The organism is Chromobacterium rhizoryzae, from assembly GCF_020544465.1.
Classification (GTDB): domain Bacteria; phylum Pseudomonadota; class Gammaproteobacteria; order Burkholderiales; family Chromobacteriaceae; genus Chromobacterium.
On record NZ_CP066126.1, the window covers coordinates 2,583,462 to 2,598,936 of the forward strand.

Annotated in this window: 11 protein-coding genes; 1 reads left to right on the forward strand and 10 read right to left on the reverse strand. The window is 69.8% G+C overall.

The features are described from left to right. Positions 1–9 precede the first annotated feature (9 nt). Complete coding sequence (antC, locus tag JC616_RS11715) at positions 10–1,032, forward strand: anthranilate 1,2-dioxygenase electron transfer component AntC (RefSeq protein ID WP_227108450.1); 1,023 nt, start codon at positions 10–12, stop codon at positions 1,030–1,032. A gap of 53 nt (positions 1,033–1,085) precedes the next feature. On the opposite strand, the gene JC616_RS11720 is transcribed toward antC, so the two are convergent. The 10 genes from JC616_RS11720 to JC616_RS11770 form a co-directional block, all read right to left on the reverse strand. Further along, positions 1,086–1,463, reverse strand: coding sequence for a DUF6277 family protein (locus JC616_RS11720; protein ID WP_199225904.1), 378 nt, complete (start codon positions 1,461–1,463; stop codon positions 1,086–1,088). 84 nt (positions 1,464–1,547) lie between these two features. After that, positions 1,548–5,003 carry a type VI secretion system membrane subunit TssM gene (tssM, locus tag JC616_RS11725; RefSeq protein ID WP_227108451.1) on the reverse strand — a complete coding sequence of 1,152 codons (3,456 nt, stop codon included), beginning with the start codon at positions 5,001–5,003 and terminating at the stop codon, positions 1,548–1,550. Then, positions 5,000–6,625, reverse strand: a complete 1,626-nt coding sequence (gene icmH / locus JC616_RS24570; RefSeq protein WP_319792933.1) for a type IVB secretion system protein IcmH/DotU — start codon at positions 6,623–6,625, stop codon at positions 5,000–5,002. Before icmH ends, tssM begins: the two co-directional genes overlap by 4 nt. Positions 6,626–6,794: 169 nt before the next feature. After that, the gene (gene tssK / locus JC616_RS11740) at positions 6,795–8,162 is read right to left on the reverse strand and encodes a type VI secretion system baseplate subunit TssK (RefSeq protein ID WP_227108452.1); all 1,368 of its coding nucleotides are present in this window, start codon (positions 8,160–8,162) and stop codon (positions 6,795–6,797) included. Then, positions 8,159–8,758 carry a type VI secretion lipoprotein TssJ gene (locus tag JC616_RS11745; RefSeq protein ID WP_227108453.1) on the reverse strand — a complete coding sequence of 200 codons (600 nt, stop codon included), beginning with the start codon at positions 8,756–8,758 and terminating at the stop codon, positions 8,159–8,161. Before JC616_RS11745 ends, tssK begins: the two co-directional genes overlap by 4 nt. Next, positions 8,758–9,144, reverse strand: coding sequence for a DUF4150 domain-containing protein (locus JC616_RS11750; protein WP_043593253.1), 387 nt, complete (start codon positions 9,142–9,144; stop codon positions 8,758–8,760). Before JC616_RS11750 ends, JC616_RS11745 begins: the two co-directional genes overlap by 1 nt. An 11-nt stretch (positions 9,145–9,155) precedes the next feature. After that, on the reverse strand, positions 9,156–9,752 hold the full coding sequence (locus tag JC616_RS11755) for a DUF3540 domain-containing protein (RefSeq protein ID WP_107800058.1): 597 nt from the start codon (positions 9,750–9,752) through the stop codon (positions 9,156–9,158). Then, complete coding sequence (locus tag JC616_RS11760) at positions 9,752–10,831, reverse strand: pentapeptide repeat-containing protein (RefSeq protein WP_227108455.1); 1,080 nt, start codon at positions 10,829–10,831, stop codon at positions 9,752–9,754. Before JC616_RS11760 ends, JC616_RS11755 begins: the two co-directional genes overlap by 1 nt. After that, on the reverse strand, positions 10,828–13,044 hold the full coding sequence (locus JC616_RS11765) for a DUF2169 family type VI secretion system accessory protein (RefSeq protein WP_227108456.1): 2,217 nt from the start codon (positions 13,042–13,044) through the stop codon (positions 10,828–10,830). The genes JC616_RS11760 and JC616_RS11765 overlap by 4 nt, the downstream gene beginning before the upstream one ends. Further along, positions 13,044–15,455 carry a type VI secretion system Vgr family protein gene (locus tag JC616_RS11770; protein WP_227108458.1) on the reverse strand — a complete coding sequence of 804 codons (2,412 nt, stop codon included), beginning with the start codon at positions 15,453–15,455 and terminating at the stop codon, positions 13,044–13,046. The genes JC616_RS11765 and JC616_RS11770 overlap by 1 nt, the downstream gene beginning before the upstream one ends. Positions 15,456–15,475 lie beyond the last annotated feature (20 nt).

A 15,475-nucleotide genomic window follows, 5' to 3' on the forward strand; every position in this document is an offset into this window, starting at 1 on the left:
AGCGCCGATATGCATCAAGTGGCTTTGAATTTTCTCGATGGCAGAACGCTATTTCTGGAAGCGCGGCCGGGGGAATTGCTGCTGGACGCCGCGCTGCGCCAGGGCATCAAGATCCCGATGGACTGCCGCGAGGGCGTGTGCGCCACCTGCCGCGGCCGCTGCGACCGCGGCGATTACAGCCAGGACTATGTCGACCCCGAGGCGCTGTCCGCGGAGGAATTGGCGGAACGCAGCGTGCTGTCCTGCCAGACCCGGGTGCTGTCGGACGCGGCCTTTTCCTTCGACTTCGACTCCAGCCTGTGCCGCGGCGCGCCGGCCGCCCGTCTCAGCGCCGTGGTCAGCCGGGTGGAGCCGGTGTCGGACAGCTGCGCCGTGCTGTGCCTGGACGCCTCCGCCGCAGCAGGCGCGCTGTCCTTCCTGCCCGGCCAGTACGCCAGGCTGCGCGTGCCCGGCGGCGAGCAGTGGCGCGCCTACTCCTTCGCCCACGCCCCCGGCGCGGACAAGCAGCTGCGCTTTCTGGTGCGGCTGCTGCCGGACGGCGCGATGAGCAATTATCTGCGCGACGGCTGGCGGGCCGGCGACCGCATCGAGCTGGAGGCGCCGCTGGGCAGCTTCTATCTGCGCCACATCGACAAGCCGGTGCTGATGCTGGCCGGCGGCACCGGCCTGTCCGCCTTTCTCGGCATGCTGGATCAATTGGCGGAACAAGGCGGCTGCGGCCAGCCGGTGACGCTGTACTACGGCGTCAACCGCGAAGGCGATCTGTGCGAGCTGCCGCGCTTGCGCGGCCTGGCCGAACGGCTGCCCGGCTTTGTCTGGCATCCGGTGGTGACGGCGCCGGGAGAGAATTGGAGCGGCAAGCGCGGGCTGATCCCGGATCATCTGGACGCGGACGCGCTGCGCGCGCGGGCCGCCGACATCTATCTCTGCGGCCCGCCGCCGATGGTGGACGCGATGCGCGACTGGCTGCGCCGTCACGGCTGCGAGCGCCTCAAGCTCTACTTGGAGAAGTTCGCCGACAGCGGCGGCTGAACGGCGGCCAGGGCCCGGGGCGGGGATGCGCCCCGGGCTCCCGCCCGTCCCGTCTATTTCTTCATGAAGGGCGCGAAGAAGGCTTCCGGCATTTCCGTGGGGAAACCCTTGGCGTCGCTGGGGCGCAGGTCGGACATGTCCGGCTGGAAGTCGTAAGTCTTCTGCCGGCGCTGCTGGTCCTGGTGCACCGCCACCTGCTTGTCCACCGCGGACTTGATCGCCGTCATGTGATCCAGCATCTGACGGCCCACGTCCTGCACATTGCCTATCATATTGCTGGCGTTGCTGCCGGAGGCGGTGGACATGCCCGGCACCGAGTTCATGAACGGCTCTGCCATGGAGCCGCCGGCGCTCTGGCCGTACTGGTGGGCGGCGCTGCACGCCTTGAGGATTTCCGCCGGGTTGATCATGTTTTCTGCGGCCTTGGTCATGGTGTTTCCTTTCAGTGGGTCATGGAATGAAGCAAACGGCGGCAATGCTGCCCGGGACCGGCCGCGCCGGCCCCGGAGCCGTTGTCAGCCGCCTTGCGGACAACGGAAGGACTGGATCAGCCCGGACCACAGCGGCGACGGCGAGGACAGCGACTGCCACTCGATGCGCACCGAACCCAGGCTGCCCTGGTACAGACGCTCGCGGCGGTCCGCGGTCCCGCCCACGCCGCGGCCGGCGTCGAAGAAGCGGAACAGCGCCCACGGACCGTCGTATTGCAGGGTGTTGACCCGGCCGTCCACCGACTTCATCTGCAGCCGTATCGCCAGCTTCTGGCTCTGGCCGTTCCAGTCGATGCGCTGCGGCGTGGTGGCGCCGTGGGCGAAGCGCAGGGTCTGGCCGGCCAGATCCAGTTGCACCTCGGCCAATTGCGGGTCCATGTCCAGGAAGCGCAAGACCGTGGGCACGCGCAAGCGTCCGCCGTCGTCCAGCATCGCGTCGCGGATGCGGCTGGCGCTCTCGTAAGCGCCTATCACGTCCGGGCTCAGCAGCGCCTGCTTGCCGCCGTCCACGCTGCGCGCCTTCCACGGCGTGACCGAGGTGTCGACATAGGCGGCCAGATGCTCGCGGAAATACACCGCCATCGCGCCCTGCGGCGCGAACAGCCGCTCAAAGCCTTCCACGCTGGCGTCCGCGCCGGCGCCGCGGCGGAAGGGATAGCGTCCGGTCAGGCCCTGGTCGCAGGCGCTGCGGGTGGCGCCGGCCGCCCCCTTGTTGAGCACCGCCTGGGTCTGGCTGGAGGTGGCGGCGCTGCCGTTGTTGATCAGGTCCAGCATGATGCCGCGCACCGGTTCCGGCTGCAGGCCGGCGTCGCCGCGCAGCTTGGTGAACACATCGTATTGCGCCGGCAGCACCTGGCCGGTTTGCAGCGCGCCGTTGACCAGGCCCAGCTGGCGGTACAGCGAATCGAACAGCCTCGCCAGCGGATTGCTGCCGCTGTTGTCGTTCTTCTCCAATTGCTTGGCGATCTGGCGCAAGGACTGGAAGTGCTCCTCCACCGCGTGTTCCGGCAGCAAGGTGGTCCGGTAGCGCTCGCCGTTGATCTCGCCCACCAGCGAGCGGCGGCTTTTCTCCAGCCGCGCCTTCTGGCGGTCTATCCAGCTGTCCATGCCGCCGTCGTAGTTGCCGGTCAACATGGTTTCGCGTCCGGCGAAGCGCAGCAGATTGGCCAGCGGGGACTGCGAGTTCATCATCGACGCCGCCAGTTGCGCGGCGTCGTCGAGGCCGGTGACGGAGCGCACGCTGACATTGGCCAGAAAGCTTTGCCAGGCGGTGATGTAGTCCTGCAGATACTGGTTGCGGGCGCTGTCGGCCAGCTTCTGCACCAGGCTGTCGATTTCAAAGCCGTTGCCGCGCAGCGGTTCGTTGCGCAGCACCCAGCTCTGCTCCTCCAGCATGGCGCGGGCGCTGGTCTCCAGCCGCGGCAGGAAGGCGTCGACATAGCCGGCGCGGGTGTACCAGCCGGAAACGGCGCTGTCGGTGTCCGGCACATTGTTGCGCATGCGCAAGCTCATCGCGGAGCCGAAGCCGGCCGCGCGCGCCAGCGAGATGTCCTGAATCTGCGCCGGCAGGCCCTGCTCCCGCACATGGTTGAGCACCCGGGTCACCACCGGAATCTGCGAGGCGCGGGCGCGGGCCGTCTGCACCAGATTGGCGTCCTCCGGCGCCGCCGGCAGGCCGGGCAGCGCGATCAGCGCGCGCGCGTCGGCGATCAGCATGCGCCGGTCCTCGTCGTTGTACTGGCCTTCGGACAACGCCTCCCAGCGCCCGGCGATCCAGCGCTCCACCGCGTCGGCGGAGCGGTATTGCGGCCGGCACAGCATCAAGTAAACCTTGAGCGTCAAGAAGATATCGCCGGGGCTGCCCTCGGTCTGCGCCAGCAAGGTGCGTTTCACCTCGTTGTACAGCTCCGGCATCAGCGTTTTCTGCAGATGGCGGTGATAGGTGGCGGTGGCGGTTTCAGCCACGCGGCGGTGCTCGAAATACGGGGTTCTCATCCCGCGTTCGGCGCTTTCCGCCTGAGCCTGGGCATAACGCATCTGCGCGGCCACCGCCAGCAGCGGCGATCCGGCGCTGGGCGCGCTGCCGGCCTGTTCCCGCGCCAGCGTCTTGCCCTCGCTGAACTGGGCCCAGACGTATTCCAGATAGTTGCGCTCGGCGAAATAGCCCCAGGCCACCCAGACCAGCAGGCCCAGCGCCAAGGCCGGCAAGGCCGCCCAGCGCAGCGCGTTCAGCAGGCGGCGCTTGCGCGAGGGCGGCGCGGGCGGGGCCGGCCGTTCCCGCGCCTGGCGCTCGGCCGCGGTCAGGTTCTGCTCCATCAACTGCCGTTCCACCGCCACCTGGCGCAGCAAGGGCGTCCACAGCTCGCCCAGCGGCCGCGTCGCCGGTTCCGGTCCGTCGATTTCGATGTCGGCCACTTCCGCCACCGAGCCCAGCCACAGGCCGCGCAGATGAGCCGCGTCCTCGTCGCCGTCGCGGGCGAACAGCGGCGGCAGCAGGCCCTGCAAGGCCTGGCGCAGCCGGCCCAGCGCTTCCACGAAGCGCAGCTGGGCGTGGTTGGCCTCCACCTCGCCGGCCAGGGGCGCGGCGAACTGCACCTGGCGCTGCACTCTTTGCTCCAGACTGTGCAAGGCCGGCGCCCAGGCGCCGGCGGCATCCGCGCCGGCTTCCAGCGGCAGCGGGAAGCCGATGCCGCGCGCCCAACGCTCCGGCCGCATCTGGTTCAGCATCGCCAGCGCGCCGTCCAGCCGGTCCGCCCCGGTCAGGGCCAGGTAAACATTGGGGGTGCGCCCCAGGCCGTCGCGCAGCTTGAGCAGGCGCTGGCGCAAGGTGGCGGCCATTTGCTGACGGCGTTTGGACGCCATGGAAATCAAATCGTCGCCGCCCACGCACAGCACCACGCCGCTGACGCTGACCTTATCGCGCAGGGCCGCCAAGCCGGCCAGCAGCTTGTCCCAGGCGGCGGAGGCTTCCTGATCGTAGCCTTCGCCGACGTTCCACTGGCCCTGGGTGTCCAGCCACACTGCGTCCGAAGACAGGCGGAAATCCAGGCCCAGGCCCTGCCCTATCGCCGTCGCCGGCGCCGCGCCGTCGCGCAGCGTCCAGGACAGCAGGCTGCTTTTGCCGCTGCCGGCGGCGCCCAAGAGCAGATAGCACGGCAGCGGCGCGCCGCCGCGGCGGCTCAGCTGGCGTTCCAGTTGCTGCAAGGTGTCGCTGATATAGTCCGGCGGGCCGGGGTCCGGCTCCGGTTCCGGCGCGGGTTTGGGCGCGCGTCGGAAGGCGCGCGGCGCGGCGGTCAGCCGGCCCCACAGCCAGCTCAGCAGCGGCCAGAAGCCCCAGATCAGCGCCGCCGCCACCAGGATGTGCCGCAGCAAGGCCCAGCCCAGCGGCCGGTAGACGCCGATGGAGATCAGCGGGCCTATCCACCAGATCGCCAGCGCGATCAAAAGCGCGATCAAGACGCGCATGCTTTGCCGGATCATGGTTGTTGCTCCTTATAGCCGGGCTCCAGCGGGCTGGGGCCGTTGGCGATGCCGACGCCGGGCGCCAGCGCCAGCGGGGCCGGCGTCTGAGCGCTTTGACCGGGCGACGGGGCGGCGGCCGCCGCGCCCTTGGCCGCGTCCACCACTTTCCACAACACGTCGACGCGACGGTTGCGCTCATAGGCGGCCGGCGTTTGCGCCGCGTCCAGCGGCGCGCTGTCGCCGCGGCCGGAGGAATCGATGCGCCGCGCCACCGCGTTGTCGGGCGCTTGCGCGCCGCCGGGAATCGCGGTCTGGCGCAGGGTGTCCGCCACCGAGCGCGCGCGCGCCTCGGACAGGCGCTGATTGCTGGGGAAGGCGCTGGTCTGGATCGGCTGGCGGTCGGTATGGCCTATCACCTCCAGATCGCCCGGCCACGGCGCGAAAGCCTGGCCCAGCCGTTCGATGTTTTTCTGGAAGGACGCCCTCACCTCGGCCTTGCCCACGTCGAAGGCGCCGTCGCTGCGGAAGACCAGCAGCCAGCCTTGCGGATGCTTATAGGCCACCAGCCAGCCTTCGGACAGCAGCTGCGGCAGCGGCGGCGGCAAAGTGGTTGCCAGATTGATGCTGCGCAAGGGCGGGGTCCAGGCCGCCAGCGCTTCGCGTATCGGCCGGCCCAGCAGGTCCAGGCTGATATTGGCCGCGCCGTAGGCCAGCGCCACCACGCCCAGCGCGATGGCGCCACCGCGCAGCGGGGTCAGCCAGCGCTGGCGCGGCGGGGCTTCGGGTTCCGGCGGCGGCGGGGGCGGCGGCGGCGCGATCAATTCCGCGCCCAGCGGCTCCGGCTCCCGCTGGCGCCAGATCGCCGCGTGCAGCTGCGAGCGCAAGTCCTGCAGCAGCGTCTCGCCGCGATCCAGCACCCGGTAACGGCCTTGCCAGCCCAGGGCCAGCACCAATTCGTACAGCTCCAGCAAGGGGGTGGGCGACGGCTCGTGGCGCAGCCAGCGCTGCAGGTCGGCGAAGGCGTCTTCCCCGCCCCAGGCGTCGTCGTGGAACTCCACCAGCAGGCTGCGCTCGCCGTCGTAGGGCTGTTGGCCGGCGCCGCGCGCCGCGTCGTTGCAGACCTCGTCCAGATAGGTGCACAGCAGGTAGGAAGCGTCCTGGGCCTGTTGCCACTCGCAGCCGGAGGCCGCCAGGCGTTCGCGGTAGAGCTTGAGTTCCAGGCCCAGCTGGGCGCGGATCTGCGCCTGGCTCTCCGCCGCGCCGCCTTGCAGCCGCTGCAATTGCAGCACCGCCGGCAAGGCGTGGGAGATGAAGGGATTGTCCCATTGCGCCTGTTGCAGGCCGGCCTTGAGCAGGCCGCCGCGCGCGCCGGAGCGCTGATAGATCACTGGCGCGTCGTCGGGCTCGGCCTGCGCCCTGCCCGCGCCCGCCGTCGGCGGCGCGGCGGGCGGCAGCGCCAGCGGCAAGGCGTCCAGTGTCTCAGGCTCCGGCTGGGCGTCCAGCGTGGACACTTGCTGGCCCGGCATCAGCAGCGGCAGGTTTTCCAGCCGGCTGCGCATCGCGCCTTCCAGCATGCCGCTGTTCAGGTGCGCGGTGGAGGCCCGGCGAAAGATGGAGGAAAAATTATGCAGCAGATTCATTTAGGTTCACTCTTTCGGCTATTGGGTTTTGAACCTGTTTACGAGCTTGCGAGCTAAGGCGAGACAAGGCGAAAACGGCTGAGAAAGCGGAATGTACGGTTGGTACATGAGCATTTCGAAGACGTTTTCAACGCCGTATCGCCGACGCGCAGCCGATCGTAAACAGGTTCTAAGCGACCTTGCCTTCGCGCAACCCCCAAGCCTCAAACCTCAAGTCCTGGAAGTCCCCGACGATGCGCAGCGCCAGCGCCGAGCCGGCGAAGGCCTGCGCCCAGAACGGGTCGCTGGATTCCACTTCGAAATACACGCTCTGCGCGTAGTACGGCACCTGGCGCGGCGGATTGGGCGCAGGGATCAGGCGCGCGCCCGGCAATTGCAGGTCCACCAGTTTCTGGATCTGCTCCACCGCGCCCAGCTTGGCCTGCTGCGGCAGCAATTGGCGCAGCTTGTCCGCCGGCATCGCCGCGGAGAAGGCGAACACCATCTTCTGCAGCTTCCACTGGCGGTCCACCACGCAGACGTGGACCTGGTCGCCGCGGTCCTCGAACTTCAGCGGCAGCACCGGGGTTTCGATCACCCTGGCCAGCGCGTAGCGCAAGGTGGCCGCCAGCGGCTCGAACCCGGCTTGCAGGTCGTTGTGCTGATAGACGAACTGCCGCTCGGCCAGGGCCTCGTCCACGCCGGGCAGCACGCTGAGACGGCCCAACAGGCCGATCAGCTCCTGGAACAACAAGGCCGGCGGCAGCGGGTCGAAGGCGTCCAGGTGGGCCAGCCGCATCCGGTATTCGGCAATGCCCTGGCGCAGCATCAATTCCACCAGATCGGCCAGGCCGCCGCCGGCGGACAGCAGGCGCAAGCCGGCGCTGCCGGCCAGCCGCACTTGCAGCGTGCTTTGCAATTCCTCGATCAGCGCGCGCAGCGTCTGGTGGGCGCGGCTGTCCAGCAGCGGCGGGATGAAGCGCGGGTCCAGCAGCAGGGTCAGCGCGCTGCTGCGCCCGGCCACCCGGGCGAAGGGCAAGGCGGTTTCATCGGCGCGCAATTGCGATTGCCAGCACAGCCGCGTCATCATGCGGCCGGTTTCCAGCGTCAGCCGCCGCGGCGAGCCCGGCGCGTCCAGGCCCACGCTGAGGTCGGGCACTTCGGTGGCGGCGGCGTGGTAGCGCGCGGCGGCCGGCGCGTCGCCGAAGGCCATTTCCGGGCCGCCGCAGCCGGCGGCCGGCAAAGCCAGGCAGGCGATGTCGCCGGCCTGGGCCTCCGAGGTGTCCAGCGGCGCCGGCAAGGGGTCGTGCGCCGGCAGCGCGAACGGGGTGCCGTCCGGCAGCACGCCTTCGGCGGCGCGCAGGCCCAGCCGGCCCAGGCCCAGGCCCAGGCCGTCGCTGTCCACGTCCAGCCGGAAAAAACCCCAGCCGTGGTTGGAGGTCTGGCGCATCCGCAGGCCGAACTGATGGGCCAGATGGCGTTCCTGCTGCTGAAAATGCTGGGTTTCTATCAACATGCCGTCGCTCCAGGCGACGGGTCCTACCGGCAAAGCGCTCATGGGCTTTCCTCCAGATGGGCGATGGGCGCCTTGCGCGTTTTGCGCCAAGGCTTGCGGCCGGGCTTGGCCGGCGGCGGCGACGCGGCGGGCGCCGCCGCGGGGGCGTCCGCCGGCAAGGGGGCGGGCCGCAGCGCGTCGACGATGCGGCTGCGCTCCAGCAGCACCGCCAGATGGATCAGCTGACGGCCGTCCACCCGGATGCGCAGCGGCGCGTAGCCGGGTGGCTTGCTGGCGAAGTCCGCGTCCGCCAGCAGCCAGACCGGGTCCGAGCCGGAGGCCGGCAGCAGCACTTGCTGCACTTGATTGGGCGCCACCACGTGGCGGGATTCGGCCGCCACTTCGCGGCCGCGCTGGGCGCAGCTGGAATCCTCCAGCCCGGCCGGCGGCAGCCAGTTGGCCTCCCGCACCACGTACAGGCAGACCTGCACCGGCCGCGGGCCGCCGCCGCTGTTGTTCAGCTGGCCGCCGCCCACCAGGGTGACGTGCAGCTGGCGCGGCCCCTCGTCGCTCCGCGAGGAGAACAGCGAGGAGCAGCCCGCCAGGCCGGCCAGCGCGCACAGCAGCAGCGCGCGCCGGACAAAGGAGAAGGAGGTCATTAGCTCAAGGTCATGGTGATGGTCTGAGAAGGAGCCACCGTCTGCCCGGCGGTGTTCTGGTTATTGGGCAGATTGGTGTCGGTCAGCCGCGTCTGCGGCGCGCCCTGGATCAGCACCTTGCCGGAGCCGGTCACGTGGCGGGACAACGCCGCCACGGTGCCGGAAGCCACGCCGCCCATCGAACCGCCCTCGTCGCCGTGGGTCATCGGGATGATGGTGTTGAGGTTGTGCACCGGGCCGCCGGCGTAAATGATGGTCGGCACATTGGGCACCGCCTCCGGCTTGTTGGCGATATTGGCGTAGGTGGACGGAATCCCCAGCGGCGGGGTCTTGCAGACGTCGGAGGCCGCCAGGGCCATGCCGCCCGCGGAACAATTGGCGAACATCGCGATTCTCCTCAAGCTACGTGGATCTGGCCGGCGTCCAGCTTCAACAGCGAAGCCGAACTCAGCGCCGTGCTCTTGGCGTGCAGCCCCATGTGGCGGTCCGCGTGCAGCAGCAGGCTGCCGCAGTGCGCGGCGTCGGTGCCGCCGATATGGGTCTGCCGCTCCTGTGCCGCGGTGGCGATGGCCTGGGCGCGGCTGTTGAGCTGCCGGCCGTTCAGGCTCAGTTCGCCGTCGGCGCACAGATGCAGTTCGGCGGCGTGCAGCTGCACGCTGGCCGCGCCCAGTTCCAGCCGGCAGACGCCGCCCGGCTGCGGGCGCTCCAGCACGGCCAGCACCCAGCACCCCTCTTCCGACGCCGCCAATTGCACCAGATCGCCGCGCTGCGGCCTCACCAGGCAGCTGAAGGCGGCGCGCGCCTGGCGCAGCGCGCCGGTCGGCAGCCGGACCAGCCATTCGCCGTCTCCCTCGCCTTGGGCGCACACCCGCGCCGGCAGCCATTCCTGGCTGGGGCGCGGCGTCGGCGCGGCCACGCGCAGCGCGCGCAGCACCGGATCGGATTCGGCCGGGGTTTCAGCCCAGGCCAGGGCGCTCTCTTGCATCCATGTCATCATGCGGCTCCTCTAGGTCCGGGCTGCGCCTGTTGCCGCCAGGCCCGGTCTTGCTCAAGTTTGCTATCGTCGAACAGCGCGCCGGCGGTGTCCGCCGCGCTCCATGCGCCGCGCGGCTGGCCTATCAGCCTGCCGCCGCGGCAATCGCAGCCGGACAGCTTCACCGACTGCAGCGCGGCGCCGCTGGCGTCCAGCCCGCGCAAATTGGCGCCGGACAGATTGACCTGTTCCAGCCGCGCCTGCCGCAGCGACAGCCGCGGCGCGCTCAGTTGCTCGAAGGCGCAGTCCTCCAGCCGCGCGCCGTCGAACAGGGCCTGCTCCAGATCGGCCTCGCGCGCTTGCACCCGCCGCAGCCGGGCCTGGTCGAAACTGGCGCCGGCAAGACGGCTGGCGCGGATGGCGCCGCCGTTCCAGACGCTGTGTGACCAGGCCGCCTGGCGCAGCTCGCAGTGGTCCAGCGCCATATGCTCCAGCTCGCAATCTATCCAGCGCGCGTTCAGGCCCCGGCAGGCGCTCAGCGCCACGCGCCGCGCCCGGCTCTGGCCGTGGATGAAGTTGCGCAGCTCCGCGCCTTCCACGCTGAAACCGTCCAGCTGATTGCGGATCCAGGCGCTGTCCGACCAGCGCCCGCCCTGCAACTGCCACTCGCGCAGCCGGCAATCGACGAAGGAGCCGTGCGCGCTGTGCACATCGCTCAGCCGCCAATCGGCCGCGTCCAGCTCCACGCAGGAAAAGTCGCGCTGCCGCCCGCCGCGCCACTGGGCCCCGGACGCGCTCACCCGCTGCCAGCCCACCCGTTCCAGTTCGCATTCGTCCCAAACGCAGTCGATGAACTGGCTGTCGGCGCAGCCCAGCTCGCGCCAGACGCAGCGTTCGAAACGGTTGGCCTCGAAACGGCAGTTGACGAAGCGGACCTCCTCGAAGCGGCACCGCCGCCAGTGAACGCCTTCGAAACGGCAGTCGATGTAGACGGCGCGGTTCAACGTCGCCGCCGGCGGCGCGTCGAAACGCAGCCCCTCCACCACCGCCGGCAACTGCCCGGCCAGCTCCCGCAAGACCTCCTCTCCCGCCGCGCTCATGGCGCCCTCCTCGGCCAGTCCTGGCGTCCGGTTTCCAGATTGCCTCTCCAGCCGCCGCCGGACGGCGGCCGCATCCAGGCGGTTTTGGCGTCGATCAGATTGCAGCCCTCCATCCGGCTGTCCTCCAGGCTTGCGCCGTAGAACAGCGCGTCCTTCAAGGCGCAGGCCTCGAAGCGGGCGCGCGTCAGATCGGCGTGGGTGGCGTTGAGGCCGTCCAGCGCGCAGCCCCGCCACAGCGAATCCGGCGCCCGCAGCCGCTGAGCGTGCAATTGCGGGCAGGCGCAGTGCTCCATCCGCAGCTGCGCCGCGTCCAGTTCCTGCCAGCTGCACGACAGCAGTTCGCAGTCTTCCAGCCTCGCCTGGCGCAGCGAGCTGCCGTGCGACACCACGCCGAAGCGTTGCTGGCAGCGCTGCCAGACGCTGGCGGACAGATCGGTGTCCAGCGCGCTGAACTTCAGCAGCCGGCATTGCCGCCAGCCGCTGCGCGGCAGCTGGCATTCCACCAGCCCCAGGCCGTCGGCCTGCAGTCCGGTGAAGCGCCAGTCCTCGGCGCGCACCCGGCACCAATTGACCTGATCCCAGCGCAGCTGGCCGATCCGGCCGCCGGCGCCGCCCTCGCCCTGCACGGTGACCGCGCGCCAGGCGCCGCCGTTGACCGCGATGTCGTCCAGCCGGCAATCCTCTATGCCCAGCTGCGCCAGCTCCACGCCGTTCCAGACGCTGGCGCCCAGATTGCAGCGGTTCAAGCCGCCGCCGCTCCAGCGCACCGCTTCCAGCACGGCGCCGGCCAGCGAGCAATCGACGAACTGCACCTGCTCCAGCCGGCATTGCCGCCAGCGGCCGTGATCCAGCTTGCAGCGTTCGAAGCGGACCTGGTTCAGTTCGCGGCCGTCGATGACCAGACCGCTCAGATCGGCGTCGCGTATGGTCAGCTCGCTCCAGGGGCCGCGCTCGCTTTGCAGCCGCGCGCGCCAGTCTTCCTCGTCGGCCGCCGCCTGCGGCAGGCCGGCCAAGGCGTTTTCATTGGCGCGGACAAAGGACTGCAGCCGGCTTTGCGCCGCCTGCGCCTCGCGCAAATCCTCGCGGTTCTGTTCCAGCCGCGCGCGGATCTCGGCGCGATCGCGCGGCGGCGGCGCGAAGCGCGGATGGTCGGCGGAGTCCAGGATCTGTTCCCAGACCCAGCCGCGCGCGGGGTCCGGCATCAGCGCGTGATCGGCCAGCAAGAGCGGGTCCTGGTCGTCCAGCCGCGCGCGGCGCTCGGCGAAGGCGGCAAGCTCCGCCGGCCGCTCCGGCTCGGCGGCGTCCTTGAAGCCCAGCGCCAGCCGGCCGACGCTGTCGTCCAGCACGTAATCCAGCGGCAGGAAGCCGTTCCACCACATCACGCCCAGATCCGCGTCCGGCAGCAGCCATACGGTTTGCAGCCTCAGTTCCGGGCGCTCGTCCAGCGGGCCGTCGCCGCGCCCGGCCAGCAGCAGCGGCCGCAGGGCCGGCAAGCGGCCCTGAAGCTCGCCGCCGCGAAAACCGCTGAGCGCGTACGGCGCTTGCGCCGGCCAGCAAGCCTGCTCCGACCATTGGTCCGGCGCCGCCTGCTGGAAGAAGCGCAGATCGGTGGCCGCCGGCCAGCCCATATGGCTGCCGTCCTCCGCCATCGCCTGCGGCGAGCCGGCGAAGCGCGGCTGCCATTGGCGGCGTTCCGGCCAGTCGCTGCCCAGCGGCCCCATCGCCGCCAGCGGCGCCGGGCTCACGCTCAGGCCGCGGACCCGTTGCAAGGGCGGCGCCGCGTGGCGTTGGCCGAAAGGGTTTTCGCCCTGCAGGCCGGCGGCGGCCTGACGCGGGTCCAGCGCCAGGCTGGCCTCGGCGCGGCCGCCGTCCACGCGCGGCCGCGCCCGGCAACTCGCGATCTTGCGCACGCCGCCCAGCTCGGCCTCGGCCAGCCAGTCCAGCGCGCCGGCGCCGGCCGCCGGGCCGCGATAATGCGCGCTGCCCAGCAACAGCCATTCGGCGCGCAGCTTGGGCATGGCCGGCTCGAACAGCGGCAGCGCCGGCTCCGCGGCCTTGATCGCCTCCCAGCACGCGGCCTCGTGCGCCAGGATGAAGGGATCGCTCAGGCGGAAGCCGACGCCGACGCCGACGCGCAACATGGCTTGAGCGCCGATCTGGGTGCGCGACGAGGACACGAGCGCCGCCTGGGGTTTGATATGACGCAAGGGCATCAGCTTTTGACCTCCATGCCGACTTTTTTCAGATCCACGCCGGTGTCCGAGTAGGACGCGCCGGTGTAGGAGTATTTGAAACCGGTGGTGGAGTTGCTGAAGCCGGTGCTGCTGACCTCAGACCCCACCGAACTGATGCTGGAACCGGTGGTGGACATCTTGCTGCCCACCGCCTTGGTCTCGGAACCCGTCATCGAGGTATCGCTGCCCACCAACTTGACCGAAGCGCCGGTGGTGGACACCGAACAGCCGGTGACGCCGACGTCGGACCCGGTGGTGGACATCTTGCTGCCGGTCACGCTGGTGGACGAGCCGGTGGTGGACATCGAGGTGCCGGTGATGCTGACCGAGGAACCGGTGTCCGACATCGAAGTGCCGGTCACGCTCTTGGAGGTGCCGGTCACCGACATCTTGCTGCCGGTGACGCTGGTGGAGGTGCCGGTATAAGAGGACGACACCCCGGTCATGCTTTGCGACATGCCGGTGGCCGACACGCTGGTACCGGTCATCGAGGTGGAAATGCCGGTCATGCCCTGCGAGGTGCCGGTCACCGAGGTGCGCGTGCCGGTCAGGCTGGTGGACACGCCGGTAAAGCTGGTGGACACCCCGGTGAAACCGGTGGAAATGCCGGTGAAGCTGGTGGACACGCCGGTAAAACCGGTGGACACCCCGGTAAAGCCGGTGGAGACGCCGGTAAAGCTGGTGGACACCCCGGTGAAACTGGTGGACAGGCCGGTGAAGCTGGTGGATACCCCGGTGAAGCTGACCGACAGGCCGGTGAAGGACACCGACACCCCGGTGAACTTGATCGACGCGCCGGTGACCGAGGTCGACGTGCCTTTCACATCGATGTTCTGGTCCTGGCCCACCGCTTCCGAGCTGTTGCGCTCGGTGGTCTGCTGCATGTCCCGCTCGGCGTGCACCATCACCCGCTCCGCGCCGCGCTGGTCGTCGAAGGTGATCTGGCTGGCGTTGCTGTAACGGCCCTGCTTCAAGGAACGCGTGACCAGACCGGTGTAGCGGATGTCTTTCGGCAGGTCGTAAGGCGTTGGATTGTCGCCGTTGTAGACAATGCCGGTGACCATGGGCCGGTCCAGATCGCCGTCGACATAGGTGACCAGCACTTCCTGGCCCACCCGAGGCATGGCCAGCACGCCCCAGCCCTTGCCGGCCCAGGCTTGCGACACCCGGATCCAGCACGAGGCGTCTTCTTCCTGGGTCTTGTAACGGTCCCAGTGGAAGTGCACGCGGATGCGGCCCAGCTTGTCGGTATGCACTTCCGCGTCCACCGGCCCCACCACGGTGGCGCTCTGGATGCCGGGCAGGATGGGCTTGGCCGTCAGCCGCAGCGGGCGGAACGGACGGTCGTCCGCCATCGCGCGGAACACGGCCATCACATTGCGGCCCTGGCCGCTGCTGTCCGGCCCGTCCTGCAAGAAAGTCAGCTGGCTGGCGGTCACGTAGTAGCGGCGGTTGCGCGCCGCGTCCGGGTGGCCGTCCAGCGTGAAGGCGCCGCCGGTGGCCAGGCCACGGGCGTTGGCGGTGCCGGTGAGCTGGTGGGAATCCGCCTGCAAGGCCTCCAGCCGCAGCCGCGCCAGCCGGTCGCCGCCGGCCTGATCGCTATAGCCGGCGCCGTAGTCGTAATGCTCCAGCCGGATGCCATCCAGGCTGGCTTGCGCCTCCTGGGCGTCGCTGTCCAGCCGGTTGGACGGCGCGTGGTAGTCGAAATCGCGCAGCGCGACATTGGTCGGCCGCACCCGCCGCCCGCGTTGCAGCCGCTGCACGCCTTCGCGGCCCGGCACCGGACGGAATTCGTCGCCGTCCGGCAGGAAGCGCAGCAGGCCGTAGCCGGCGGCCAGATCGTCGAAACGCTGGGTGTCGGACAGCACCACCACATGACGCTCCGGCTGGTGCTCGATCCAGAAGTAAATGCCCTCGTCCTCCAGCAGCCGCTTGACGAAGTTGAGGTCGGTCTCCAGGAACTGCACGCAGTATTCTCGCGGCTCGTAAGCGTGCTCCAGTTCGAAACGGAAGTCCGGCCGCTGATGTTCGCCGAAGACCTGCTCGACGATCTGCGGCACCGTCAACTGCTGGAACACGCGGCAGTTCTGGTTCTCCGCCAGGAAGGACAGCCAGCTGCCCAGTTCCAGCGTGTAGGTGTAGCTGTCCTGGGTCTGGCCGCTGTCGTAGCCGCCCAGCACCTGGCAGTGGAAGGGCCGGACGCCCTCGTCGCCCAGGTCGATGTCCACCGTCAGCCGCGAGCCGAGCAGCCCGTCCAGGTCCAGCGCCGGGTCGGCGCAGGCGATGTCGAGCTGGTAACTGGGCTCCTGCGACAGACGCTCGTCCGCCTTGAAGCTCAGCGCGACGCTGTCCGCGTCCAGCAAGGGGCTGTGCAGTTCGATCAAGCGCATGTCCGCTCTCCTTTCCCGTG

Excerpts from the sequence above, each read along its gene's own strand:
- antC (WP_227108450.1), top strand. The coding sequence starts at position 10 with ATGCATCAAGTGGCTTTGAATTTTCTCGATGGCAGAACGCTATTTCTG.
- JC616_RS11720 (WP_199225904.1), bottom strand. The coding sequence starts at position 1,463 with ATGACCAAGGCCGCAGAAAACATGATCAACCCGGCGGAAATCCTCAAG.
- tssM (WP_227108451.1), bottom strand. The coding sequence starts at position 5,003 with ATGATCCGGCAAAGCATGCGCGTCTTGATCGCGCTTTTGATCGCGCTG.
- icmH (WP_319792933.1), bottom strand. The coding sequence starts at position 6,625 with ATGAATCTGCTGCATAATTTTTCCTCCATCTTTCGCCGGGCCTCCACC.
- tssK (WP_227108452.1), bottom strand. The coding sequence starts at position 8,162 with ATGAGCGCTTTGCCGGTAGGACCCGTCGCCTGGAGCGACGGCATGTTG.
- JC616_RS11745 (WP_227108453.1), bottom strand. The coding sequence starts at position 8,758 with ATGACCTCCTTCTCCTTTGTCCGGCGCGCGCTGCTGCTGTGCGCGCTG.
- JC616_RS11750 (WP_043593253.1), bottom strand. The coding sequence starts at position 9,144 with ATGTTCGCCAATTGTTCCGCGGGCGGCATGGCCCTGGCGGCCTCCGAC.
- JC616_RS11755 (WP_107800058.1), bottom strand. The coding sequence starts at position 9,752 with ATGACATGGATGCAAGAGAGCGCCCTGGCCTGGGCTGAAACCCCGGCC.
- JC616_RS11760 (WP_227108455.1), bottom strand. The coding sequence starts at position 10,831 with ATGAGCGCGGCGGGAGAGGAGGTCTTGCGGGAGCTGGCCGGGCAGTTG.
- JC616_RS11765 (WP_227108456.1), bottom strand. The coding sequence starts at position 13,044 with ATGCCCTTGCGTCATATCAAACCCCAGGCGGCGCTCGTGTCCTCGTCG.
- JC616_RS11770 (WP_227108458.1), bottom strand. The coding sequence starts at position 15,455 with ATGCGCTTGATCGAACTGCACAGCCCCTTGCTGGACGCGGACAGCGTC.